The organism is Nocardiopsis camelliae (assembly GCF_028993595.1).
Classification (GTDB): Bacteria; Actinomycetota; Actinomycetes; order Streptosporangiales; family Streptosporangiaceae; genus Nocardiopsis; species Nocardiopsis dassonvillei.
The window spans coordinates 1306662-1327913 of sequence record NZ_CP118614.1 but is presented as its reverse complement, the minus strand read 5'-3'; the positions used below and the strand labels follow the sequence as shown (position 1 = coordinate 1327913).

Sequence of the window (21252 nt, the reverse complement as noted above, 5' to 3'; positions counted from 1 at the left end):
CGGTGTGGTGTTTTCTGTCACGTGAACCGTACCGGCCGACGCGGCAGCGGAGCGCCGAACCGTCCGCGCTACTGTTTTCATAAGACGGTTTTCGTGGCGACAGCGGAAAACACGACAGACGGGACCCGAGGGGAACACCATGCCGAGCACCAACGACACCCGGGTGGCCAGTTACAAGCCGCTCATCGCGCCCCGGGACCTGCTGGCCGAGCTCCCGTTGGGCGCCGAGCGCAGCGCCCTGGTCGAGGAGTCCCGCGCCGAGGTCAAGCGGGTGCTGGACGGTGACGACGACCGCCTGCTGGTCGTCGTGGGCCCCTGCTCGGTGCACGACACCGAGTCCGCCATGGACTACGCCCGCCGCCTGAAGGAGCTCGTGCCCTCCCTGCGCGAGGAGCTGTGCGTCGTGATGCGCGTGTACTTCGAGAAGCCGCGCACCACCGTCGGCTGGAAGGGCCTGATCAACGACCCCGGCCTGGACGACACCTACGACGTGCACCGCGGCCTGCGCACCGCGCGCAAGCTGCTGCTGGACATCAACGCGCTCGGCCTGCCCGCCGGGACCGAGTTCCTCGACCCCATCACCCCGCAGTACATCGCCGACGTCGTCTCCTGGGGCGCGATCGGGGCGCGCACCACCGAGAGCCAGGTGCACCGCCAGCTGAGCAGCGGTCTGAGCACGCCCGTGGGCTTCAAGAACGGCACCGACGGCGACGTCCAGGTGGCCGTGGACGCGGTCGGCGCCGCCGCCGCCTCGCACACCTTCTTCGGCATCGACCCCACCGGCGCCGGTTCGGTGGTCGTCACCGAGGGCAACCCGGACTGCCACGTCATCCTGCGCGGCGGCCGCAGCGGCCCCAACTTCGACGCCGGGTCGGTCGACGCCGCCCTGGACGTCATCGAGGGCGCCGGGCTGCCCCGCCGCCTGATGATCGACGCCAGCCACGCCAACAGCGGCAAGGACCACACCCGCCAGCCCGGTGTGGCCGCCGCGATCGCCGCCCAGGTCGCCGAGGGCCAGAAGGGCGTCATCGGCGTGATGCTGGAGAGCTTCATCGTCGAGGGGGCCCAGAAGCTGGGCGACCCCGCCGCCCTGACCTACGGCCAGTCGATCACCGACAAGTGCATGGGCTGGGAGACCACCGGCGAGGTGCTGACCCAGCTGGCCGAGGCCGTGCGCCAGCGCCGCAAGGCCTAGGCCGCGTTCCTCGGATCATTCCGGTCCCGCCCGTCGCCTCCGCCACCCTCAACGGAGGGCCTTCGGCTCCGGTACTTCCGCGACCACCGGGCTGCCTCTCGCCGCGCCGGTTCCGCTTGAGAAGCCAACCGGGCTGACCCGCGCGAACCGTCTCGCGAGAGATGGCCCGGGCGGCCGCCCGCTGATCCGAAAGCCTCCGCGGAACACTCCCCAACCACTCCCGGACGACGCGCTCGGCCCCCTCCCGCGAAGGGGGCGGGCCGACGCGCGTCGCGGGGACCACACGGTGTTCAGACGGTGCGCTCCTCCTCGGGCAGGACCTCCAGCTCCACGAGCATCTCCCGCCCCAGGGACTCGCTCAGCTCGGCGTCCTGGTCCCCCTCCGGCTCGACGCGCAGCGCGAACGTGTACAGGTCCTCGCCGCTCTCGACCCAGCCGACCCACCAGCCCGGCGCGGAACCGGCCTCCGCCTCCCGCCCGGCCTTCGCGTGGAGGGCGTAGCCGTCGCCCTCCTCCAGAACGGCGAGTTCGCGCACCGCCTCCTGGTGCGCGTCGTCCACGGGCAGTTCGTCGCGGGCCAGCCTCGCCAGGAAGTCGGTCTGCTCCACCGCGGAGATCTCCAGCGGCCCCTCCAGCCAGAACCGGTCCAGCGCCTGCGCGTCGCCCACCGAACGGTTGCCGTAGTCCAGCCGGTCCACCCAGGCCGCCATCGGCCCGTGCCCGATCCGGCGGGCCAGCTCCCGGTAGACGGGGACGTTCGAGGCGGGCAGCGCCTGGCGCAGGGCCGTGTCCCGCTCCCTCCGGTCGACGGGCTGGGGTCCGCCCCCGTGGGACACCACCTCGTCCACGTCCCCGACCGCGCCCGTCTGGAGCCCCACCAGGGTGCTGACGAGGTCGAAGGTGGACGCCGGGACCGCGCGCTCGCCCGCCAGCTCCGGCCCCACCACGGTCGCCTCCCGCTCCATCACGTCGTGGAGCACGAAGGCGCCCTCCACCCCCGCGTCGGCGAACACCGCCTCCAGGTCCTCGCGCTCGACGGCGGCCAGGTCGCCCCGCGTCAGGGGCGGGGGCCCGGTCTCCGCCCCCTCCCGGGCCCGCCCGTCCGGCCCCCGCGCTCCGTCCACGGCCCCGGCGCACCCCGTGCCCGCGGCCAGGGACAGGACGCATCCGGCCGCGAGCGAGCGCGCGGCGCGCGCCGCCCTCCCGGTGTCGGTCCGCATCCGTCTCCCTCCCCGGTCGGTACTCCCCGAACACGCTAATCCCCGCCCTCCCGCCCCAGGGTGGAGGCGGCCGGAGTGTCGGACACCGGAGGAGCCCGGCGTCCGGGGCGGACACGGCGCGCACGGCTCGGACGGCGCCGCTCACGGGTGCCCCGTCGGCGCTCCCGCCCGGCACCGGGCACCCTTGGGCGCCGTTCACGGCCGCTGCTAGGCTGAACGTGTTGCTGACCCCGTACGGGAGAGTGCCCGCGTATCCAGCGCGGGCCGCCGAAGGAGCAATCCCTCCCCGAAGACAACCTCTCAGGCACAGCGGACCGTACGGGCGAGACCACTCTGGAAAGCAGGGACAGCCGTCCCTCGCCGAAGGTGCAAGCCGCGCCGAGCGCGCGGCGAAGCTCTCAGGCACAGATGACAGAGGGGGAGGATGGCAACGCCACGCACGTCACGACGCCCATCCTCTCGGGAGTGCCCATGTCAGATGCCGCATCCGCGCCGCGCGCGACAGCGCTGCGCGAGGTCCACGAGAAGGCCGGCGCCACCCTCGTCGACTTCGCCGGATGGCTCATGCCGCTGCGCTACGGCAGCGAGACCGCCGAGCACCGGGCGGTGCGCGAGGCCGCGGGCCTGTTCGACCTCTCCCACATGGGCGAGATCCGGCTGACCGGCCCGCAAGCCGCCCAGGCCCTCGACCACGCGCTGGTCGGCCACCTGTCCCAGGTCAAGGTGGGGCGCGCCCGCTACTCCATGATCACCGCCGAGGACGGCGGTGTCCTGGACGACCTCATCGTCTACCGGCTGCGCGAGGACGAGTACCTCGTCGTGGCCAACGCCGCCAACACCGCGGTGGTCGCCCCGGCCCTGGCCGAGCGGGCCGCCGGCTTCGACGTCGAGGTCCGCGACGAGTCGGCCGAGTACGCGCTGATCGCCGTCCAGGGGCCCCGCGCCGTCGACGTCCTGGCGCCGCTGACCGACGCCGATCTGGACGGCATCCGCTACTACGCCGGGTACGAGCACACCGTCGCCGGTGAGCCCGTCCTGCTCGCCCGCACCGGCTACACCGGTGAGGACGGCTTCGAGATCTTCGTCAGCCCCGCGGACCGGGCCCCCGAGGTGTGGGAGGCCCTCATGGCCGAGGGCGAGCGGCACGGCCTCGTCCCCGCCGGGCTCTCCGCGCGCGACACCCTGCGCATGGAGGCCGGGATGCCGCTGTACGGGCAGGAGCTGACCGCCGACCTCACCCCCTTCGACGCCGGTCTGGGCCGGGTCGTGAAGTTCGACAAGGGCGACTTCGTGGGCCGCGCGGCCCTGGAGGAGGCCTCCCGCTCCTCCCGTCCCCGCCGCCTCATCGGCCTCGTCGCGCGCGGGCGCCGCCCGCTGCGCCAGGGCCAGGAGGTCCTGCGCGACGGCACCTCCGTCGGAACCATCACCAGCGGCGCGCCCTCACCCACCCTGGGCCGCCCCATCGCCATGGCCTACGTGGACGGCGACCTCGACACCTCGACCGGCGCGTTCACCGTGGACGTGCGCGGACGGGGCGAGGACGTCGACGTGGTCGAGCTGCCGTTCTACAAGCGGCAGTCGTAGCAGCAGGGGCCTTCACACCCCGAAGGCCCGTACGCCCCAGCACGGCGGGATCCCCCCACAGGGGACCCGCACGCACGGGGCGCGACCGGGCGTAGGCCGGGCCGGGCAGCCGTACGGGCGCGCGGCAGGAAAATGGAACACCTCCAAGGAGAGTTGAAGTGAGCGTTCCCACGGAGCTGGGTTACACCGCCAAACACGAGTGGGTCGTGGTCGAGGACGGGATCGCCACCGTCGGGATCACCTCGTTCGCCGCCGAGTCCCTGGGCGACATCGTCTACGTCGAGGTGCCCGAGGTCGGCAGCGAGGTGACCGCGGACGAGCCGTGCGGCGAGGTGGAGTCCACCAAGTCCGTCAGCGACGTCTACTCGCCGGTGAGCGGTGAGGTCACCGAGGTCAACGCGGCCCTGGAGAACGAGCCCGAGACCATCAACTCCTCGCCCTTCGAGGACGGTTGGCTGTTCAGGGCCCGGATCTCCGAGGAGCCCTCCGACCTTCTCTCCGCCGAGGAGTACACCAAGCTGACCGAAGGCGAGGAGTAGGCCCCCGATGGCTACTGACAACACGCTCAACCAGACGCTGGGCGAACTGGACCCCGAGGTGGCGGCCGCGGTCGACGCGGAGCTGGCGCGCCAGCGCGACACCCTGGAGATGATCGCCTCGGAGAACTTCGCCCCCCAGGCGGTGATCGAGGCGCAGGGCACCGTCCTGACCAACAAGTACGCGGAAGGGTACCCGGGCCGCCGCTACTACGGCGGGTGCGAGCACGTCGACGTCGTCGAGCAGCTCGCCATCGACCGCGCCAAGGCGCTGTTCGGCGCCGAGCACGCGAACGTGCAGCCGCACTCGGGTGCGCAGGCCAACACGGCCGTGTACTTCGCGCTGCTCAAGCCGGGTGACACCATCCTGGGCCTGGACCTGGCCCACGGCGGCCACCTGACCCACGGCATGAAGATCAACTACTCCGGCAAGATCCTCAACGCGGTGGCCTACCACGTGCGCGACGAGGACGGCACCGTCGACTACGACGAGGTCGAGGCGCTCGCCGAGGAGCACCGGCCCAAGATGATCGTCGCCGGGTGGTCGGCCTACCCGCGCCAGCTGGACTTCGCCCGCTTCCGCAAGATCGCGGACTCGGTCGGCGCGCTCCTGATGGTGGACATGGCGCACTTCGCCGGTCTGGTCGCGGCGGGGCTGCACCCCAACCCGGTGCCGCACGCCGACGTGGTCACCACGACCACGCACAAGACCCTGGGCGGCCCGCGCGGCGGCATGATCCTGGCCAAGGCCGAGCTGGGCAAGAAGATCAACTCCGCGGTGTTCCCCGGCATGCAGGGCGGGCCGCTGGAGCACGTGATCGCGGCCAAGGCGGTGGCCCTCAAGGTCGCCGCGGGCGAGGAGTTCGCCGACCGCCAGCGCCGCACGGTCTCGGGCGCCCGGCTGCTCGCCGAGCGGCTGACGCGGCCGGACGCGGCCGAGGTCGGCGTGAAGGTGCTCTCGGGTGGCACGGACGTGCACCTGGTCCTGGTGGACCTGGTCAACTCCGAGCTCAACGGCCAGGAGGCCGAGGACCGCCTGCACTCGATCGGGATCACGGTCAACCGCAACGCGGTGCCCAACGACCCGCGTCCGCCGATGGTCACCTCCGGCCTGCGGATCGGCACCCCGGCGCTGGCCACCCGCGGTTTCGGCGACGAGGACTTCGCCGAGGTCGCGGACGTCATCGCCGAGGCGCTCAAGCCGGAGTTCGACGAGGCCGCGCTGCGCGGCCGGGTCCAGGCGCTGACCGCCAGGTACCCGCTCTACCCGAACCTGTAGAGCCTTGGCGGGGGGGGGGGGGGGGGGCCCCCCCCCCCCCCACCCCCCCCCCCCCCCCCCCCCCGGGGGGGGCGCCCCCCCCCGGCGTCCACATGCCCGGGCCCTGTACTCGACGAGGAGGACAGCCATGGCCATCAGCGTGTTCGACCTGTTCAAGATCGGAATCGGACCGTCCAGTTCACACACGGTCGGGCCGATGAAGGCCGCTCGCACGTTCGTGGCCGGACTCCGCGAGGAGGGCCTGCTCGACGGCACGGCCCGCGTGCGCGCGGAGCTGTACGGCTCCCTGGCGCTCACCGGCAAGGGGCACGGCAGCGACCGGGCGGTGGTCCTGGGACTGATGGGGCACACCCCCGAGCACGTGGACGTGGACGCGGTGCCCGAGCTGGTGGAGCGGGTGCGCCGGGAGCGGACCCTGTACCTGGGCGGGCCCGAGGGGCCGCCGGTGGCCTTCGACCCGGCCGTGGACGTGGACTTCCGCCGCAGGGAGAGCCTGCCCGACCACCCCAACGGGATGCGGTTCGTGGCGCTGGACGCCTCCGGCGCCGAACTGGGGGCGAAGGTGTACTACTCGGTGGGCGGCGGGTTCGTCGTGGACGAGCGCGCGGCGGGCGCGGACCGGATCAAGGCCGACGACACCCGGGTGCCCCACCCCTTCTCCAGCGCCGAGGAGCTGCTGGGCATCTGCGCCGACACCGGGATGTCGATCAGCGCGGTAATGCTCGCCAACGAGCAGGCCTTCGGGCGCTCCCCCGAGCGGATCCGCGCCGAGCTGCTCGTGCTGTGGGAGGCGATGCGCCAGTGCGTTCGCCGCGGGGTGACCACCGAGGGCAGCCTGCCCGGCGGGCTGAAGGTGCCCCGGAGGGCGCACCGCCTGTACCGGCAGCTGGGCGGCAACTGCGACGAGTCGGGCCTGCTGGCGCCGACGGGGGTGGACTCCGACCCCATGCGCGGCAGCGACTGGATCACGCTCTACGCGCTGGCCGTGAACGAGGAGAACGCCGCGGGCGGCCGCGTGGTGACCGCGCCGACCAACGGGGCCGCGGGCATCGTGCCCGCCGTGCTGCACTACTACCTGCACTTCAGCCCGGGCGCGGGCGACGAGGGCGTGGTGCGGTTCCTGCTGACCGCGGGGGCCGTGGGCATCCTGTTCAAGCAGAACGCGTCGATCTCGGGCGCCGAGGTGGGCTGCCAGGGCGAGGTGGGCTCGGCCTCCTCGATGGCCGCCGCCGGGCTGGCCGAGGTGCTGGGCGGCACCCCCGCGCAGGTGGAGAACGCCGCCGAGATCGCCATGGAGCACAACCTGGGGCTGACCTGCGACCCCATCGGCGGCCTGGTGCAGGTGCCGTGCATCGAGCGCAACGCGCTGGCCTCGGTCAAGGCGATCAGCGCCGCGCGCATCGCGCTGCGCGGCGACGGCAGCCACTTCGTGTCGCTGGACAAGGTCATCCGGACCATGCGCGACACGGGCCGCGACATGATGGACAAGTACAAGGAGACCTCGCGCGGCGGCCTGGCCGTCAACGTCATCGAGTGCTGAGGAACCACCTCGGAGAGCGTTAACAAAATCGCGCACTGGAGTGCGCTTGCACGGCGGGGCTGCCGTGTGTACCTTTGTCAATGGAAGACGGGTGCGCGCGGCCCAGTTCGCGATGGGCCGGTCAACGGGGCTTGGGCAGTAACGCCCCGGAAAAAGCCGTGCCCCGGGTGGCGTGCTGAGCAGAGGCGAACCCGGGGCTTACGGAGCCAACGATACCAAACGCCCTCGCCCGCTGTCCTCTCACGCCCTCAGCCGAGATAGAACGAAGGTCATCGTGAGCACCGGCATCCCGGAATGGATGGTCTCCGTGTACTCCTCGCCCCGCCTCGCGCCCTACCTCCGCCACAGCGGGGGCGATGTGGCCCGAGCCGTCAACCTGTACCACTGGAACGTCATGGCCTCCGCGGCCTTCTACGGTCCGCTCCACACGTTCGAACTCGCCCTGCGCAACTCCGTTCACGACAGTCTGAGCGCCCACTTCGGGCAGGAGGACTGGTGGAACAGGGCTCCGCTGGACAACGAGGGCCAGCGCCTCGTGCGCCAGGCACGGGCCCGGTGCCGCCGTTCGGCCACTCCGGACGACGTCGTCACCGAGCTGTCCCTCGGCTTCTGGTCCTCACTGGTCGCTCGCAGGTACGACCGGGATCTGTGGGTCCCCGCCCTCCACCGCGCGTTCCCCGGATACCGGGGGCCGCGCCGCACCCTCCAGGACCAGCTCTACTCCCTGCGGCTGCTGCGCAACCGCATCATGCACCATGAGCCGATTCACCACCGCCACCTGGAGGCGGACCACGCCAAGCTCTACCTCGTGCTCTCGTACGTCAACCCCGAGGCCGCCTCCGGCATCAAGCCCCTCGACCGCGTTCCCGAGGTGCTCCTGGTCAAAGAGCAGGTGTGCCGGGGCGAACTTCCGCCGAGCTTCTGAGAGGGGGCACCGTGGCCGAGAACGCTCCAAGACTCGTCTCGCGAGCCCAGCTCGCCCGGTACGCGGGGGTCAGCCGCGCCGCGGTCACCAACTGGCGCAAGCGCGGATCCGACTTCCCCGAACCGGCGGACGCCGAACGGGAACTGTTCGACCTCGACCAGGTCACCGACTGGCTGTCCTCACGCGCTGTGCCCGCCAACGCCCGACAGCCGCACGAGCCCGCCGGTACCACCTACGCGGATCGCGTACGCGCCGGGATGGAGACCGACGCTCCGAGACCCGGTTCAAGGCCACGGCACGGGTCCGCAAGCGGCGTCGGCGATATCGACAGGACCGTCTTCCGCTTGCTCAACGACCTTCGGGGAATGTGTGAGCCGGTCGATTCCGCGCTCCTCATCGCGACACTCGTCTTCCTCCGTTCCTCAAGCGCCGATCAGTGGGGCCTTCTACGCCTACAGACCGGCCACGGCATCGTTGACGGGTCCGTGTTCGCGACCGATTTCGGAGGCCTCCTCCCTCCCCTCGTCTCCGGTCCCCTGCGGAAGCTGGGAGCCGGCGCCTTCACCACAGCGGTCCAAGGGGTCGACGCGATCGACGCCCAGGGCAAAGACCGGGAGGTTCTGCTGACCGCCTTCAACAGCGCTCTCTCCTTCTTGGAAAGGGAATGGGTATCCGCACACGCGGATCTGCGCACCCCGGAGTCCGTGGTGCGCACGACGGTGAACCTCCTCGCATCCGACGGCCCCTTTGACAGTGTGTACGACCCCTTCTGCCGGACAGGTGAGTTCCTGACCGAGGCCGTACGAGCACGGGCGGAAATCGACCCGCCGCGAACCCCCCACGTCAGCGGTGCCGTTCCCAACGAGCGGGTCTTCGGTATCGCCGGAATGAACATGCTGCTCCACGGCATAGAGGCCGATTTCGGCGACCGCCCCGGTTTCCCCTGGGATCGTGGCGATGCGCGGGGCACCGCGGATATCGTCCTGGGCAATCCGCCGTTCAACATGAGTGGCCCCCCTGTCAGCGACTCCACCCGCGAGAGTTTCCGCTACGGGAGACCACCGAACGGAAACATGAACTTCCGCTGGCTCCAGCACGTGATCGACCGTCTTTCTCCGAACGGCAGGGCAGGTGTGCTGATGGCCAACGGCGCATCACTCTCCACCAATGCCAAAGAAGCCGCCATCAGGTCGAACATGGTCGAGGACGGGGCGGTGGAGTGCCTCATCGCCCTGCCCGACCACCTCTTCCGAAGCACCACCATTCCCGTGACCCTATGGATGCTGAGAGCTCCCACAGGCAGGTGCGAGGAAATCCTCTTCATCGACGCCGGTGGTCTCGGGCGTATGACCTCGCGTACGTTCCGAACCCTCCAGGAAGAGGACACTGCACTAATCCAACGCGCTTACAACGGATGGCGGGACGGGGCACGAGACGGCTCCGAGGGCGAAGCACCAAGTATCAGCCACGTCGCGACGATCAAGGAGATCCGCGACAAGCAGTACTCGCTTCACCCGCCGATCTACGTGTCCGGCCGCGCACCACAGACCGACCAGGGCAAGCAAGCAGAAACCCTCGTGTCACTCATCCAACGTCTGGACTCTCTACAGTCACAGATCCCACTGGTCGAGACCAGAACCAGTCGAGTGCTCCGGGAGGCGCGGAGATGGATTCCCTGATCGGGCCGTTGGCCGTCGGCTGGAGCGAGCACCGCTTGGGCGATCTCTGCGAAATCCAGGCGGGCCCCTCCGGCGCCAGCCTTCCTTCCGGCGAGTTCGGCATGCGGGGGACCCCGTTGGTCAGGCCCGGCGACATCATCGATCGGCGTGTGTCGGGAACCGGCCTGGCCCGCGTCGCCGACGTGACAACTGAGCGGCTACACCGCTACCGGCTTCGCCCAGGGGATGTCGTCGGCACAAGGACCGGAACACTCGGCAGGTTCGCCCGTATCTCTTCGGACCAGCAGGACTGGCTGTACAGCACCCAGTTGCTTCGCGTGCGACCGTCCGGCCGCATGGACCCCGTATATCTGGTGCACTATCTGACCCTGCCCGTAATCCAGCACTGGATCGACAGACACGCTTCTGGAAGCACGGTCAGGTCGCTCACGGTGAACACACTGCGATCACTTCCTACGGCGGTGCCACCTCTCGGGGTTCAGCAGGCGATCGGGGCTTCTCTCCACGCTTTGGACGACAAGGCCCGCCTGCACGCCGACATCAGCCGGACCACGAGCGAACTACATGACGCCTTGGCCCCCATGCTGTTCTCCGGCCGGGTACCCGCTTCAGCGATCGACATGTGATAAACGGCAGGCCCTCGTAAGCGTGGACCTCGGTCGATCAGGCCTCGCCCCTTCGAGGGGCCGGGGCGTGCTGCTGTCAACGGTCGCATTCGCCAAGGCCATCCGGACCATGCGCGACACGGGCCGCGACATGATGGACAAGTACAGGGAGACGAGTCGCGGCGGGCTGGCCGTGAACGTCACTGCCGGAAGGAGCGAAGGTAGGCGTCGCGGTCGAGGCCGCCGGGCACGAGCACGCTGAGGCGGTAGGTGGTGGGGTGCGCACCGCGCCCGCACAGGACGTCGACGCGCAGGTCCTCCTCACTGAGGCCGACCGGTTTCCCCCTCCCGCGCCGGTGGTAGGCGTGCCAGTCCGCCTCGTCGGTGGTCTCGAAGAGCACCTCCCAGCGGCCCCGCGCCTCCCGTGCCGTCCTGGCCTCGGCACGTCGCGCCTCGCGTTCGCGTCTGCGTCTTCGCCCCGGCATGCGCCCATCCTAGAACGGCTTTCCCGCGCTGCCGTGGGCGGAAAAGACGGGCCCCGGCGGGCCGCCTGACCCGCCGGGGCGTGGGGAGAGCACGGGGACCGCTCCCGGTCGGGAGCGGTCCCCTCGCGTGTCAGGCGTCGGTCCCGGTGGAGGCGGGCGCCTCGGCCGCGGCCACCCGCGCGGGGTCGGGGGCCTTGGTGACCAGGCTGGCCACGACGAGCGCGACCAGGGCGGCGGGCAGGGCGACGATGACCGCGTTGAGGCCGCCCGGGGTTCCGGCGACCTGCCAGCCGATGGTGGTGGCCGCGCCGACCACCAGCGCCGCGACGGCGCCCGCGGTGGTCGCGCGCTTCCAGAACAGCACCGACAGGACCACCGGGGTGATCGCGGCGCCGTACACCGTGTAGGAGTACATCTGCAGCTCCAGCACGGTCGGGAAGAACAGGCTCAGCGCCAGCCCCGCGAGCGCGATGCCCAGGACCGACAGGCGCTGGACCACGAGCTTGCGGCGCTCGTCCGCGTCGTCCCCGGCGAAGCGGGCGTACAGGTCGTAGGCGACGTTGGAGGCGCAGGAGAGCATGTACGAGGAACCGGTCGTGATGACGAAGGCGACCGCCCCTGCCAGGATCAGGCCGCCCAGCACCACCGGGAGGTAGCCCTCGGAGGCCAGGCTGAGCACCGCCATGTCGCCGTTGATGCCGGGCATGAGGATGGCGGCGCAGGTGGCGAGCAGCACGACGGGCACGAAGACGAAGAAGCTGCCCACGAACATGCCCAGGGTGGAGGCGCGCGCCTCGCGCTCGTCCTTGGCCGCGGCCAGGCGCTGGTACATGTTCTGGTCGGCGAGCAGGAGCAGGAAGAGCGGGAGGAAGTAGCCGAGGAGCTGCAGGGCGGTGAGCCCGCCGCTGAAGGTGGTCGCCTGCTCGGGCAGGCCGTCCCAGTAGGCGCCGGGGCCGCCGATCGCGGCGAACACCAGCGGCACCGACACGAACAGGCTGAGCAGGATGAGGATGGCCGAGACGAAGTCGGTGTAGGCGACCGAGAACAGGCCTCCGGTGGCGGTCAGCAGCGTCACGACGACCGCGATGAGCACGGTGCCCTGGGTGGCGGACAGCGGCGTGACCAGGCTGACGACGTACCCGCCGCCGACGAACTGCGAGGCGGTCAGCCCCAGGAAGGCGATGGTGGTGACCACCGCGGCGACGGTGCGCACCCCGATGCCGAAGCGCACCTCCAGCAGTTCGGGGATGGTGTGCCGGGACGCCCGGCGGATCCGGCGGGCCGCCAGGAGCAGGACCAGGATGCCCAGGGGCGTTCCCGCGAAGAAGATCATTCCGGCCGTCGGGCCGTAGGTGTAGGCGAAGTTGGCGCCGCCGATGATGGTGCCCGAGCCGACCCAGGTGACCAGCATGGTGGCGATCATGACCGGGCGGGGAAGACTGCGTCCGGCGAACAGGAAGTCGTCACCGCCGCGCAGCCTGCCCGAGCGCACGAAGTAGAGGGCGATCCCGATCATGGCCAGGATGTACACGGCGAGGATCACGAGATGGGTCGTCTGCATGGGCCACCTTCGCGGCGAGGTTCGGTTCGGGGGACGTGCACGGGAGGGACCGCCAGCGGAGGCGGTCCGACCGGGCCATGTAAGCAGCCGCACCGCGTGAAGTGCAACACTTATTGCATCGAACGTGACCCTGATCACGTCACAGTGGTGTCACCGCGTCGTCCCAGGTCGTTCGCCCCGGCGTCGCTCAGAAGAGCTCCGTGCTCTCCCAAAGGCGCTCCGTGTCGCGCACGGCGGCCAGCACCGCGTCCCCTCCGAGGCGGGCCAGCTCGGCCAGCACCGCGTGGACGACCGCCATCACCGGGGTGAGCGAGGGGAACATGCCCACGCCCTCGCTGGGCACCAGCAGCACGTGCGCCGCCCCCTCCGCCAGCGGGGAGTCCCTGCGGTCGGTGATCACCGCGACCGGCACCGACCGCTCACGGGCCACCCGCGCCGCCGAGCGCAGCGCGACCGGGAGCCGCCACAGGTCGCACGCCAGCAGCAGGTCGCCGGGGCCCATCCGCGCCAGCGCGCTGACCAGGCCGGTGCCGCCCAGCTCTAGGCGCTCCACGTCGTAGCCCATGATCCCCGCGGCGTGCGCGAGCTGAACGCCCGGCGCCGCGAAGGTGCCCGAACCCACCACCCGCGTCCGGCGCGCACCGTGCACCGCGCCCGCCAGGGCGCGCACCCGGGCGGGGTCCAGGGTCCGCTCCAGGTCGCGCAGCCCCTCGCGGTCGGCGCGGAAGGCCTCGCGCACGGGGTCGGCGTCGGCCCCGGCGTGCTCGGCCAGGACCTCTCCGGCGCTGAGCGAGGCCAGGTAGCGCGAGCGCAGCTCGACGCGCAGGGCCGGCCAGCCGGTGAACCCGAGGGCCTGCGCGGCCCGCACGACCGTGGCGACGTTGACCCCCGCCCGCTCGGCGAGCTCGGCCGTGCTCGCGTAGGAGGCGAACCTCGGCTCGTCCCGCAGCACCCTGACCACGCGCTCGGCCGCGCGGCCCAGGCGTCCGCCGCCGAGCGCGGCCTCGATCCAGTCCGCCATCACCCCTCCGTCCCGGCGCCCCGGACCGCGCCGCACCCCCAAGCGATACCACCCCCGGGGTGGCCCCCTCCCGGTGGTGCAACATATATTGCAACAACGCGAACCCCGACGGAGGTATCCATGACCCGCCAGTCAGAACCGCACATCCTCTTCACGGGCGCCGGGTTGCTCGACCCCGAGGCGGGCACGAGGACCCCCGGCTCCTGGCTCCTGGTGCGGGACGGCCTCGTCGCGGGCAGCGGCCAGGGGACCCCGCCCGAGGTGGGACCGCAGGTGCCGACCGTGGACCTGGCGGGGGCCACCCTCATGCCGGGCCTGATCGACGCCCACGTGCACCCGACCGCCTTCAGCGCCGACCTCGGCGCCGCGATGGACCAGTCGCCCGCCTACATCGCCAGCTACGCGGGCCGGTCCCTGGGCGACATGCTCAGGCGCGGCTTCACCACCGTCCGCGACGTCGCCGGGGGCGACTGGGGGCTGGCCAGGGCGGTCGAGGAGGGGCTCGTCGACGGCCCCCGGCTCATGTTCGGCGGCAAGGCGCTGTCGCAGACCGGCGGCCACGGCGACTTCCGCGCGCCCGGCCGCCAGGGCAACGACACCCACGCCTGCTGCCCCGGCGCGGGCATCGTCTGCGACGGGCCCGTGGAGTTCCGCCGCGCGGCCCGCGAGCAGCTGCGCACCGGAGCCCACCACCTCAAGATCATGCTCTCGGGCGGCGTGGCCTCCCCCACCGACCGCATCGACTCCACCCAGTCCTCCGAGGACGAGATCCGGGCCGTGGTGGAGGAGGCCGAGGCGGCCAACCGCTACGTGACCGGCCACGCCTACACCGCCCGCGCCGTCAACCGCGGGCTGCGCCTGGGCGTGCGCTGCATCGAGCACGGCAACCTCATCGACGAGAGCAGCATCGAGCTGTTCCTGGAGCACGACGCCTACCTGGTGCCCACCCTGGTCACCTACCAGGAGCTCTCCCTGCAGGGGGCCGCCAACGGGCTGCCCGCGGCCAGCCAGGCCAAGGTGGACACCGTGCTCGACCGGGGGCTGGACGCGCTGCGCATGGCCCACGAGGCCGGGGTGAACCTGGTCTTCGGCAGCGACCTGCTCGGCGGCATGCAGGACCGCCAGAGCCAGGAGTTCGCCATCCGCGGCCGGGTCCAGCCCGCCGCGGACGTGCTACGCGCCGCCACCGTCAACGCCGCCCGGCTGCTGGGGCTGGAGGGGGTCGTCGGCACCCTGCGCGACGGGGCGCGGGCCGACCTCGTCGTGGTCGACGGCGACCCGCTCGCCGACATCGGGGTCCTGGCCTCGCCGGAGACGAGCGTGCGCACCGTGCTGCGCGACGGCCGGATCCGCCACGAGCGCGACGCCGTGCGCTGACGCGGCGGGTGCGGGCCCCGGGGCCCGCACCCGCCGACGCTCAGGAGATGGTGGCGGTCGCGTCCATGTACAGGAACTCCCACAGGTGGCCGTCGGGGTCGGCGAAGGAGCGCGAGTACATGCCGGTGTGCTCGGTGGTCCTGGCGTGGGTCGCCCCGGCCACGGCGGCGGCCTCCGCGATCCGGTCCACGTCCTCGCGGCTGTCGGCGGTCAGGCAGGTGATCACCTCCGCGCCCGCGGAGGTGTCGGCCGTCCCCGAGGGCGTGAACTCCGCGAAGAAGGGTTCGGACAGGAAAAGGACGCGCGACTGGTCGCTGACGACCATGCACAGCGCCCTGTCGCCGGAGAAGGCCTCGTCGTAGCCGAAGCCCAGCGCGCTGAAGAACTCCCGGGTGGCGTCGACGCTCTTGACGGGCAAGTTCACGAAGGTCATTCGAGTCATGTGGCGAAGCTAACAGCGAATGCCGACAATCGGCGGCAACGGCTCAGGCCAGACTGCGCCGCGGGTTCTTGGCCGGTGCCGTCATCGACATCCGCACGACGGCCGGTACCTGCTCCAGGTCCAGCGCCCGGCGCAGGTTCGCCAGCCCCTCCGAGCTCACCCGCCGCCACACCCCGGCCACGTCGGCGTCGTCGTCCAGGGTCAGCGCCAGGCGCAGGTGCGGCGCCTCGGCGGACTCGGTCAGCCGCGCGCGGGCGCGGCGCACGCCCGGGTAGTCGGCGACCTCCTGCTCCAGGGCACCGCGGGCCACGTTCTCCGACATCTCCACCCGCCCCTGCTCCCCGCGCTCCAGGACCAGGCGCCCCACCGTGTCGTTGAGCCCCTGGGACATCAGCCAGCGCAGGGCCAGGAAACCGGCGACGAAGGCCACTGCGACCGCCGCGTAGGGCACCCACTGCTGGTCCAGCGCCTCCCGGGCCCCGGGACCGAGCAGAACGCTGTCGGCCGCTCCCCCGCCGAACAGGCCGCGCCCCGCGGCCAGCGACGCCAGCCCCGCGAGGAGCAGCACCGCCCCCACGACCGCCAGCCCCCACCGGTTCCCCCGCGCCGACCTGCGCGACCTGTCACCAGCCATGGTCAACCCTCCGCGTACCGCACGTGGGTGGCGATCCGCATGCTGCGCAGCGGCGCCAGCTCCTCCAACCGCCGCTCCACGGCCGCGGTCACCTCGGCGGGCAGTCCCGCCGACCCGCGCATCCCGGTGCGCGCGTGCACCCGGATCCTGTTTCCGCGCACCGTCACGTGCACGCCTTCGACGCCGCTGACGCCCTCGGCCGCGGCGGCCACCGCCCGGCGCAGCGCGGGCCGGGTCAGCCCCACCACCAGGGCGGGGTCATCGGTGCGCAGGGCCGTCCAGCGCCCCCGCCCGGGGGCCAGGGCTGCCACGATCAGGGCCAGTCCGATCAGCGCCAGGACCGCCGAGGCGATCTGCACCGACGGCATCGACCAGGTCGTGGTCGCCGCGTAACCGCTGGCCGCGCCGACCGGGATCAGCCCCAGCGGGCTCCCCGCCAGGGCCGAGATCACCTCGGCGGCGGCCACGACGGCCACGAGGAGGATCACGAGGCCCGTGATCACCGCGGGCCAGGACCGCCGCGGACGGAACGTGTGGACGGCCACCCGCCTGGCCCGGCGGTCGACGCCCTGGTCGGGGCGTCCGAGCACCTCTTCCACGGTGGTCATGTCAGCGCACCAACTCCGCGATCTCGATGTCGATGTGGTGGACCCGCTTGCCGGTGATCCGCTCGATCCGCCGCCCGACGTGCCCGCGCACCCGTGCGGCGACCTCGCGCACCGAGTGCGGGTAGCGGACGCCGACCCGCAGCCTGAGCAGCACGACCTCGCCGCTCACCCGGGCCCGCGCCGTGCGCGACCGGGCGGGGAGGGCGCCGGGGACCTCGCGGACCGCGCGCGCGGCCGCCTTCTCGACCACACCGGGTTCGATGACGGTGCGGCCGCCGGGGTCGCGGTCTGCCCCGCTCCGCTCCCGGGCGACCTCGTCGCCCGGGCGTTCCCGCTGTCGGGGAACCGTACTGGTCCGCACTTCGGCCACGTCCGCTCCCTCACGTCTCAGGCAGAGCGCCGCGAGAACATCGCGGTGAGGTCGATCTCGCCCTCCATCGCCCGACCGGCGACGAACCCCGCGATCCCCAGGATCAGGACCAGCGCGAAGGCCGTGAAACCGCCGAACGCGGCGGCCAGACCCAGTACCGTCCCGTAGGACAGTCCGACGATGGGCCACATGGCTTCCCCCTCTTGTCCAGCACCCGATGCTGCCTGTTCAACCACCCGTACGGGCGCCGTCCCGCAGACCGGCGACCACGTCCTCCACCGACACGTGGACGGTGCGGCCCCCGGCGACCGGGGTCAGGACGCGGCGCAGTTCGGCGGCGATCTCCGGCAGGGGCCGCCCGAACCGGACCACGACGCCGACCTCGACGCTGTCGGCGCGTACCGCCACCCCCAGGACCCGTCCACCGGGGACGGGCGTGGTCAGCGTGCCGAAACCCCCCGAGGACAGTTCCACCACGTCCGGGAAGCGCTCGGCCTCCCCCGCCAGGCGCCGGGCGACCTCGCCCGGGTCCGCGTCGGCGACCGCCATCACTGGACCCGGGGCGCGGACTCGCCGTCGTCCTCGCCGCGGTCGTCGTCGGGCAGGTGGATGTCGTCCACCCGGATGTTGATCTCGGTGACCTCCAGCCCGGTCATGCGCTCCACCGCCGAGGTGACGTTGCGGCGCACGGCCGCGGCCAGGTCCTGGATGGCGGCGCCGTACTCGACGACGAGGTCGATGTCGACGGCGGCCTGGCGCTCGCCCACCTCGACCGAGACGCCCCGCGCGACCGAGCCGCTGTCGCCGCCCCGGGTCACGACGTCCCTGACCGCGCCGACCGCCCGCGCGGTCCCGCCGCCCATGGCGTGGACGCCGCCGATCTCACGCGCGGCCATGCCGGCGATCTTGGCGACCACGCCGTCGGCGATCTGGGTGCGCCCGCCCTCCTCGCGGGAGGAGTCCCCCCGGTTCGTCCGGCCCGACTCGCGGGCTCCCGGCACCTTGGTCTCGGTCCTCATGTCCGTCACTGGGTCCCCCTACGCAGTGTGCGGGCCGCACGGGCGGCCGCGGCGCCGAAGGCGCCCCCGGACCGCTCCCCGCGCTTTCCCGGCGGATGTGCCCTCCCAGAGGGCCGGACCGAAACCCGGGCCCGTGTCATGGCCGGAAGGATGTCGAACTGATCACACCATATACATACACACTGTATCCGACAAAGCACTGTGAGTAATTTTTCCTGGTCGGAACGGGCAACGTGCGTCCCATCTCCGACCCAAAACAGCGTCGAGAAGCCGGTCGGGCCAGGAAAACGCACGGGGGCGCCCGCAGGCGCCCCCGTGCGCGGACCGCACCCCCGCCGCACGGCGGGCGTCCGGTTCAGCCGAAGATGACGGTCTTGTCCCCGTTGAGGAGCACGCGGCGCTGCGCGTGCCAGTTGACCGCGCGCGCCAGCGCCACCGACTCCAGGTCCCGGCCGATCGCCGTGAGCTGCTCCGGGCTGTGCGTGTGGTCCACCCGCGACACCTCCTGCTCGATGATCGGGCCCTCGTCGAGGTCGGCGGTGACGTAGTGGGCGGTCGCGCCGATCAGCTTCACGCCGCGCGCGTGGGCCTGGTGGTAGGGCCGGGCTCCCTTGAAGCTGGGCAGGAAGGAGTGGTGGATGTTGATGATCCGGCCGGACATCTTGGTGCACAGCTGCTCGGAGAGCACCTGCATGTAGCGCGCCAGGACCACCAGGTCCACGTCGTAGGAGTCGACCAGCTCCAGCAGGCGCGCCTCCTGCTCCTTCTTGCTTCCGGCCGTGACCGGCAGGTGGTGGAAGTCCACGCCGTAGGAGTCGGCGAGGAACTCCAGGTCGGGGTGGTTGGAGACCACCGCGGCGATGTCGGCGTCCAGCAGGCCGCTGCGCTGGCGGTAGAGCAGGTCGTTGAGGCAGTGGCCGAACTTGGACACCATCACGATCATGCGCGGGCGCACGTCGCGGCGGTTGAGGGTCCACTCCACGAACGCGTCGCCGTTCCCGCCGCCGAAGTCCCCCGCCAGCGCCGCGAAGGCGCCGCGCAGGACGTCCTCCCCGGCCACGCCGTCGCCGCCCCGCTCGGCCACGAACTGCATCCGCAGGAAGAATCGTCCCGTGTAGTGGTCGCCGTACTGCTGACTCTCGGTGATGTTGCAACCGTGGTCGGACAGCAGGTTGGCCACAGCGGCGACGATGCCCCGGCTGTCGGGGCACGAAAGGGTCAGGACGTACTCACGCTCACTCATGGAAAGAACCACTCCCGGGGTCGGACGGCTGATCAGCCGTGACACCCCAGGGTATCGCCCCCGCAACACCGGGGGCCGGTTATCGCGAAGCCGCCCGCGGACCGCCCGCCGCGGGGATACCGCGTCCCCTTTTGCGTCGAGAATATGAAAGACATTCATGTTCTGGCATGCTCAGGACATGACAAGTCTGCGCGAAACGTACGAGTCCGCCACACGCGGCCTCGAAGCCCCCTTCGCCCTCGTCGACCTCGCCACCCTGCGCGCCAACGCGGCCGACCTGACCCGCCGCGCCCACGGCAGGCCCATCCGGATCGCCAGCAAGTCCGTGCGCAGCCGCGAACTGCTGCGCACCGTCCTCGCCCTGCCCGGCTACGCGGGGATCATGGCCTTCACCCTGCCAGAGGCCCTCTGGCTGGCCACCGGCGACCGCCCCCTCAGCGACGACGTCCTCGTCGCCTACCCCACCGTCGACCGCCAGGCCCTGGCCAGACTCGTGCGCGACCCCCGCGCCGCCCGCGCCGTCACCCTGATGGTGGACGACACCGCGCACCTGGACCTGATCGGCGCGGCCGTCGCCGAGGCCGCCGAATCCCGCGGACCCGACGCCCCGCCGGTCCGGGTGTGCCTGGACGTGGACACCAGCTGGCAGCCCGTGGGACCGCGCCTGCGCGTGGGCACCTACCGCTCCCCCGTGCGCACCCCGGCCCAGGCCGCCGCGTTCGCCCGCGCGGTCGCGGCCCGACCCGGACTGGAGCTGGACGGGATCATGGCCTACGAGGGCCAGATCGCCGGTGTGGGCGACGCCCCGCCCGGCAGGCCGCTCTACGGACGCCTCCTGCGCGCCGTCCAGCGCCGCTCGGCCGTGGAGCTGGCCAAGCGCCGCGCCGCCATCGTGCACGCCGTCAGGGAGGTCGCCGACCTGCGCTTCGTCAACGGCGGCGGCACCGGCAGCCTGCACACCACCGGCAGGGAGAAGGCCGTGACCGAGCTGGCGGCGGGCTCGGGGCTCTACCACCCGCACCTGTTCGACCACTACCGCTCCTTCGGCGGGCGCCCCGCCGCCCTGTTCGCGCTCCCCGTCGTGCGCCGCCCCGGGCCGGGCGTGGCCACCGCCCTCGGCGGCGGCTACCCCGCCTCGGGCCCCGTGAACGCCCACCGCGCCCCGCTCCCCCACCTGCCCGCCGGTCTCTCCTACAGCGTCAACGAGGGCGCGGGCGAGGTGCAGACGCCCCTGCTCGGCGCCGCGGCCGACGGCCTGTCCGTCGGCGACCGGGTGTGGATGCGCCACGCCAAGGCGGGAGAGCTGTGCGAGCGCTTCGACACCCTGCACCTGGTGGACTCCGACACCGGGGAGTACGCGGGTGCCGTGCCCACCTACCGGGGCGAGGGCCAGACCTTCCTCTAGGCGCCGCCCGGAACCCGCGCGCGGCCGCGGCCCCTACCGGGCACCGCCTCGGACACCCCCGCGACACACACGGAGGGGCCCGCTGACGCGGACCCCTCCGAACGTGCGCCGGTCCGGCGCTACTTCCTCCTGCGGTGCACCGCCCAGGCCACCACGCCCACGGCGACGACCGCGCCGACGCCGACCGCGAGCAGCAGCGCCTCCGGGGGGAGCTGACCGCGCGACTGGTAGGTGGTGACGACGTGGCCGTCCCCCTTGACGACGATGCTGCCCTCCTCGGGCTCCACCGGGTGGCTCTCCACGCGCACCGCGCCGCCCCCGACCACCAGGGCGCGCGCCTCGTCCACGATCCGGGCGCCGCGTTCGCGGACCCTCTCCATCTGCTTGCGGGCGATGTTGGCGGGCCGGGCCTGCACGCTCAACTCGTCCAGGGTCTCGGCGAGCTGGCGCTGTTCGCGGTTGATCTCGGCGACGACGTCCGCCGGGGTCAGGCGCGGTTCGGTGTCACGTCCCGTCATGGGTGC

At 72.1% G+C, this 21252-nt stretch carries 23 protein-coding genes and 1 riboswitch; of the genes, 10 read left to right on the top strand and 13 right to left on the bottom strand.

Going from position 1 to position 21252, the window contains the following annotated elements; genetic code table 11:
* Positions 1–139: 139 nt before the first annotated feature.
* Complete coding sequence (locus tag PV789_RS06110; protein WP_274976510.1) at positions 140–1195, top strand: 3-deoxy-7-phosphoheptulonate synthase; 1056 nt, start codon at positions 140–142, stop codon at positions 1193–1195.
* A gap of 290 nt (positions 1196–1485) precedes the next feature.
* On the opposite strand, the gene PV789_RS06105 is transcribed toward PV789_RS06110, so the two are convergent.
* Entirely contained in the window at positions 1486–2415 is a 930-nt protein-coding gene (locus PV789_RS06105) for a penicillin-binding transpeptidase domain-containing protein (protein ID WP_274976509.1), read from the bottom strand.
* A gap of 225 nt (positions 2416–2640) precedes the next feature.
* Positions 2641–2742: riboswitch (glycine riboswitch) on the top strand.
* 144 nt (positions 2743–2886) lie between these two features.
* On the opposite strand from PV789_RS06105, the gene gcvT reads away from it, so the two are divergent.
* From gcvT to PV789_RS06070, 7 genes are all read left to right on the top strand, one after another.
* Complete coding sequence (gene gcvT / locus PV789_RS06100; protein ID WP_274976508.1) at positions 2887–3999, top strand: glycine cleavage system aminomethyltransferase GcvT; 1113 nt, start codon at positions 2887–2889, stop codon at positions 3997–3999.
* A 158-nt stretch (positions 4000–4157) separates the two neighbouring features.
* A complete protein-coding gene (gcvH, locus tag PV789_RS06095) occupies positions 4158–4538 on the top strand; it encodes a glycine cleavage system protein GcvH (RefSeq protein WP_274976507.1) in 381 nt (126 codons plus the stop codon).
* A gap of 7 nt (positions 4539–4545) precedes the next feature.
* The gene (gene glyA / locus PV789_RS06090) at positions 4546–5814 is read left to right on the top strand and encodes a serine hydroxymethyltransferase (RefSeq protein ID WP_274976506.1); all 1269 of its coding nucleotides are present in this window, start codon (positions 4546–4548) and stop codon (positions 5812–5814) included.
* A 127-nt stretch (positions 5815–5941) separates the two neighbouring features.
* Positions 5942–7354, top strand: a complete 1413-nt coding sequence (locus PV789_RS06085) for an L-serine ammonia-lyase (protein ID WP_274976505.1) — start codon at positions 5942–5944, stop codon at positions 7352–7354.
* A 274-nt stretch (positions 7355–7628) separates the two neighbouring features.
* Complete coding sequence (locus PV789_RS06080) at positions 7629–8279, top strand: hypothetical protein (protein ID WP_274976504.1); 651 nt, start codon at positions 7629–7631, stop codon at positions 8277–8279.
* 11 nt (positions 8280–8290) lie between these two features.
* Positions 8291–9958: an N-6 DNA methylase gene (locus PV789_RS06075; protein WP_274976503.1), complete on the top strand. Its 1668-nt coding sequence runs from the start codon at positions 8291–8293 to the stop codon at positions 9956–9958.
* A complete protein-coding gene (locus PV789_RS06070) occupies positions 9946–10584 on the top strand; it encodes a restriction endonuclease subunit S (RefSeq protein WP_274976502.1) in 639 nt (212 codons plus the stop codon). Before PV789_RS06075 ends, PV789_RS06070 begins: the two co-directional genes overlap by 13 nt.
* Positions 10585–10763: 179 nt before the next feature.
* Here the strand turns inward: PV789_RS06070 and PV789_RS06065 are convergent, their stop codons facing one another.
* The 3 genes from PV789_RS06065 to PV789_RS06055 all read right to left on the bottom strand — a co-directional run bounded on the left by PV789_RS06065 (position 10764) and on the right by PV789_RS06055 (position 13630).
* Positions 10764–11048 carry a hypothetical protein gene (locus PV789_RS06065; protein ID WP_274976501.1) on the bottom strand — a complete coding sequence of 95 codons (285 nt, stop codon included), beginning with the start codon at positions 11046–11048 and terminating at the stop codon, positions 10764–10766.
* Between the two features lie 130 nt (positions 11049–11178).
* Complete coding sequence (locus tag PV789_RS06060) at positions 11179–12609, bottom strand: sodium:solute symporter family protein (RefSeq protein WP_274976500.1); 1431 nt, start codon at positions 12607–12609, stop codon at positions 11179–11181.
* A gap of 187 nt (positions 12610–12796) precedes the next feature.
* The gene (locus PV789_RS06055) at positions 12797–13630 is read right to left on the bottom strand and encodes a MurR/RpiR family transcriptional regulator (protein WP_248773784.1); all 834 of its coding nucleotides are present in this window, start codon (positions 13628–13630) and stop codon (positions 12797–12799) included.
* A 120-nt stretch (positions 13631–13750) separates the two neighbouring features.
* Between PV789_RS06055 and PV789_RS06050 the strand changes: the two genes are divergently transcribed.
* The gene (locus tag PV789_RS06050; RefSeq protein ID WP_274976499.1) at positions 13751–15007 is read left to right on the top strand and encodes a metal-dependent hydrolase family protein; all 1257 of its coding nucleotides are present in this window, start codon (positions 13751–13753) and stop codon (positions 15005–15007) included.
* Between the two features lie 40 nt (positions 15008–15047).
* Here PV789_RS06050 and PV789_RS06045 read toward each other — a convergent pair whose 3' ends face one another.
* The 8 genes from PV789_RS06045 to purU form a co-directional block, all read right to left on the bottom strand.
* The gene (locus PV789_RS06045; RefSeq protein WP_274976498.1) at positions 15048–15449 is read right to left on the bottom strand and encodes a VOC family protein; all 402 of its coding nucleotides are present in this window, start codon (positions 15447–15449) and stop codon (positions 15048–15050) included.
* A 43-nt stretch (positions 15450–15492) separates the two neighbouring features.
* The gene (locus PV789_RS06040; RefSeq protein WP_274976497.1) at positions 15493–16083 is read right to left on the bottom strand and encodes an alkaline shock response membrane anchor protein AmaP; all 591 of its coding nucleotides are present in this window, start codon (positions 16081–16083) and stop codon (positions 15493–15495) included.
* Positions 16084–16085: 2 nt separating this feature from the next.
* Positions 16086–16691: a DUF6286 domain-containing protein gene (locus PV789_RS06035; protein ID WP_248773778.1), complete on the bottom strand. Its 606-nt coding sequence runs from the start codon at positions 16689–16691 to the stop codon at positions 16086–16088.
* A gap of 1 nt (position 16692) precedes the next feature.
* Entirely contained in the window at positions 16693–17061 is a 369-nt protein-coding gene (locus PV789_RS06030; RefSeq protein ID WP_274976496.1) for an Asp23/Gls24 family envelope stress response protein, read from the bottom strand.
* A 17-nt stretch (positions 17062–17078) separates the two neighbouring features.
* A complete protein-coding gene (locus tag PV789_RS06025; RefSeq protein WP_212641245.1) occupies positions 17079–17252 on the bottom strand; it encodes a hypothetical protein in 174 nt (57 codons plus the stop codon).
* 37 nt (positions 17253–17289) lie between these two features.
* Positions 17290–17610 (bottom strand): hypothetical protein, encoded by a 321-nt coding sequence (locus PV789_RS06020; RefSeq protein WP_274976495.1) that lies wholly within the window; start codon positions 17608–17610, stop codon positions 17290–17292.
* On the bottom strand, positions 17610–18080 hold the full coding sequence (locus PV789_RS06015) for an Asp23/Gls24 family envelope stress response protein (protein WP_212641247.1): 471 nt from the start codon (positions 18078–18080) through the stop codon (positions 17610–17612). The genes PV789_RS06020 and PV789_RS06015 overlap by 1 nt, the downstream gene beginning before the upstream one ends.
* A 355-nt stretch (positions 18081–18435) precedes the next feature.
* On the bottom strand, positions 18436–19323 hold the full coding sequence (gene purU / locus PV789_RS06010; protein WP_274976494.1) for a formyltetrahydrofolate deformylase: 888 nt from the start codon (positions 19321–19323) through the stop codon (positions 18436–18438).
* A gap of 178 nt (positions 19324–19501) precedes the next feature.
* On the opposite strand from purU, the gene PV789_RS06005 reads away from it, so the two are divergent.
* The gene (locus tag PV789_RS06005; RefSeq protein ID WP_274976493.1) at positions 19502–20728 is read left to right on the top strand and encodes an amino acid deaminase/aldolase; all 1227 of its coding nucleotides are present in this window, start codon (positions 19502–19504) and stop codon (positions 20726–20728) included.
* A gap of 119 nt (positions 20729–20847) precedes the next feature.
* Here PV789_RS06005 and PV789_RS06000 read toward each other — a convergent pair whose 3' ends face one another.
* Complete coding sequence (locus PV789_RS06000; protein WP_013151464.1) at positions 20848–21246, bottom strand: DUF3618 domain-containing protein; 399 nt, start codon at positions 21244–21246, stop codon at positions 20848–20850.
* Between the last annotated feature and the right edge of the window lie 6 nt (positions 21247–21252).

What these genes read in the sequence shown, in the direction of transcription:
- PV789_RS06110 (WP_274976510.1), top strand. Translation starts at nt 140, where the DNA reads ATGCCGAGCACCAACGACACCCGGGTGGCCAGTTACAAGCCGCTCATC.
- PV789_RS06105 (WP_274976509.1), bottom strand. Translation starts at nt 2,415, where the DNA reads ATGCGGACCGACACCGGGAGGGCGGCGCGCGCCGCGCGCTCGCTCGCG.
- gcvT (WP_274976508.1), top strand. Translation starts at nt 2,887, where the DNA reads ATGTCAGATGCCGCATCCGCGCCGCGCGCGACAGCGCTGCGCGAGGTC.
- glyA (WP_274976506.1), top strand. Translation starts at nt 4,546, where the DNA reads ATGGCTACTGACAACACGCTCAACCAGACGCTGGGCGAACTGGACCCC.
- PV789_RS06085 (WP_274976505.1), top strand. Translation starts at nt 5,942, where the DNA reads ATGGCCATCAGCGTGTTCGACCTGTTCAAGATCGGAATCGGACCGTCC.
- PV789_RS06070 (WP_274976502.1), top strand. Translation starts at nt 9,946, where the DNA reads ATGGATTCCCTGATCGGGCCGTTGGCCGTCGGCTGGAGCGAGCACCGC.
- PV789_RS06065 (WP_274976501.1), bottom strand. Translation starts at nt 11,048, where the DNA reads ATGCCGGGGCGAAGACGCAGACGCGAACGCGAGGCGCGACGTGCCGAG.
- PV789_RS06060 (WP_274976500.1), bottom strand. Translation starts at nt 12,609, where the DNA reads ATGCAGACGACCCATCTCGTGATCCTCGCCGTGTACATCCTGGCCATG.
- PV789_RS06055 (WP_248773784.1), bottom strand. Translation starts at nt 13,630, where the DNA reads ATGGCGGACTGGATCGAGGCCGCGCTCGGCGGCGGACGCCTGGGCCGC.
- PV789_RS06050 (WP_274976499.1), top strand. Translation starts at nt 13,751, where the DNA reads ATGACCCGCCAGTCAGAACCGCACATCCTCTTCACGGGCGCCGGGTTG.
- PV789_RS06045 (WP_274976498.1), bottom strand. Translation starts at nt 15,449, where the DNA reads ATGACTCGAATGACCTTCGTGAACTTGCCCGTCAAGAGCGTCGACGCC.
- PV789_RS06040 (WP_274976497.1), bottom strand. Translation starts at nt 16,083, where the DNA reads ATGGCTGGTGACAGGTCGCGCAGGTCGGCGCGGGGGAACCGGTGGGGG.
- PV789_RS06035 (WP_248773778.1), bottom strand. Translation starts at nt 16,691, where the DNA reads ATGACCACCGTGGAAGAGGTGCTCGGACGCCCCGACCAGGGCGTCGAC.
- PV789_RS06025 (WP_212641245.1), bottom strand. Translation starts at nt 17,252, where the DNA reads ATGTGGCCCATCGTCGGACTGTCCTACGGGACGGTACTGGGTCTGGCC.
- PV789_RS06020 (WP_274976495.1), bottom strand. Translation starts at nt 17,610, where the DNA reads ATGGCGGTCGCCGACGCGGACCCGGGCGAGGTCGCCCGGCGCCTGGCG.
- PV789_RS06015 (WP_212641247.1), bottom strand. Translation starts at nt 18,080, where the DNA reads ATGAGGACCGAGACCAAGGTGCCGGGAGCCCGCGAGTCGGGCCGGACG.
- purU (WP_274976494.1), bottom strand. Translation starts at nt 19,323, where the DNA reads ATGAGTGAGCGTGAGTACGTCCTGACCCTTTCGTGCCCCGACAGCCGG.
- PV789_RS06005 (WP_274976493.1), top strand. Translation starts at nt 19,502, where the DNA reads ATGACAAGTCTGCGCGAAACGTACGAGTCCGCCACACGCGGCCTCGAA.
- PV789_RS06000 (WP_013151464.1), bottom strand. Translation starts at nt 21,246, where the DNA reads ATGACGGGACGTGACACCGAACCGCGCCTGACCCCGGCGGACGTCGTC.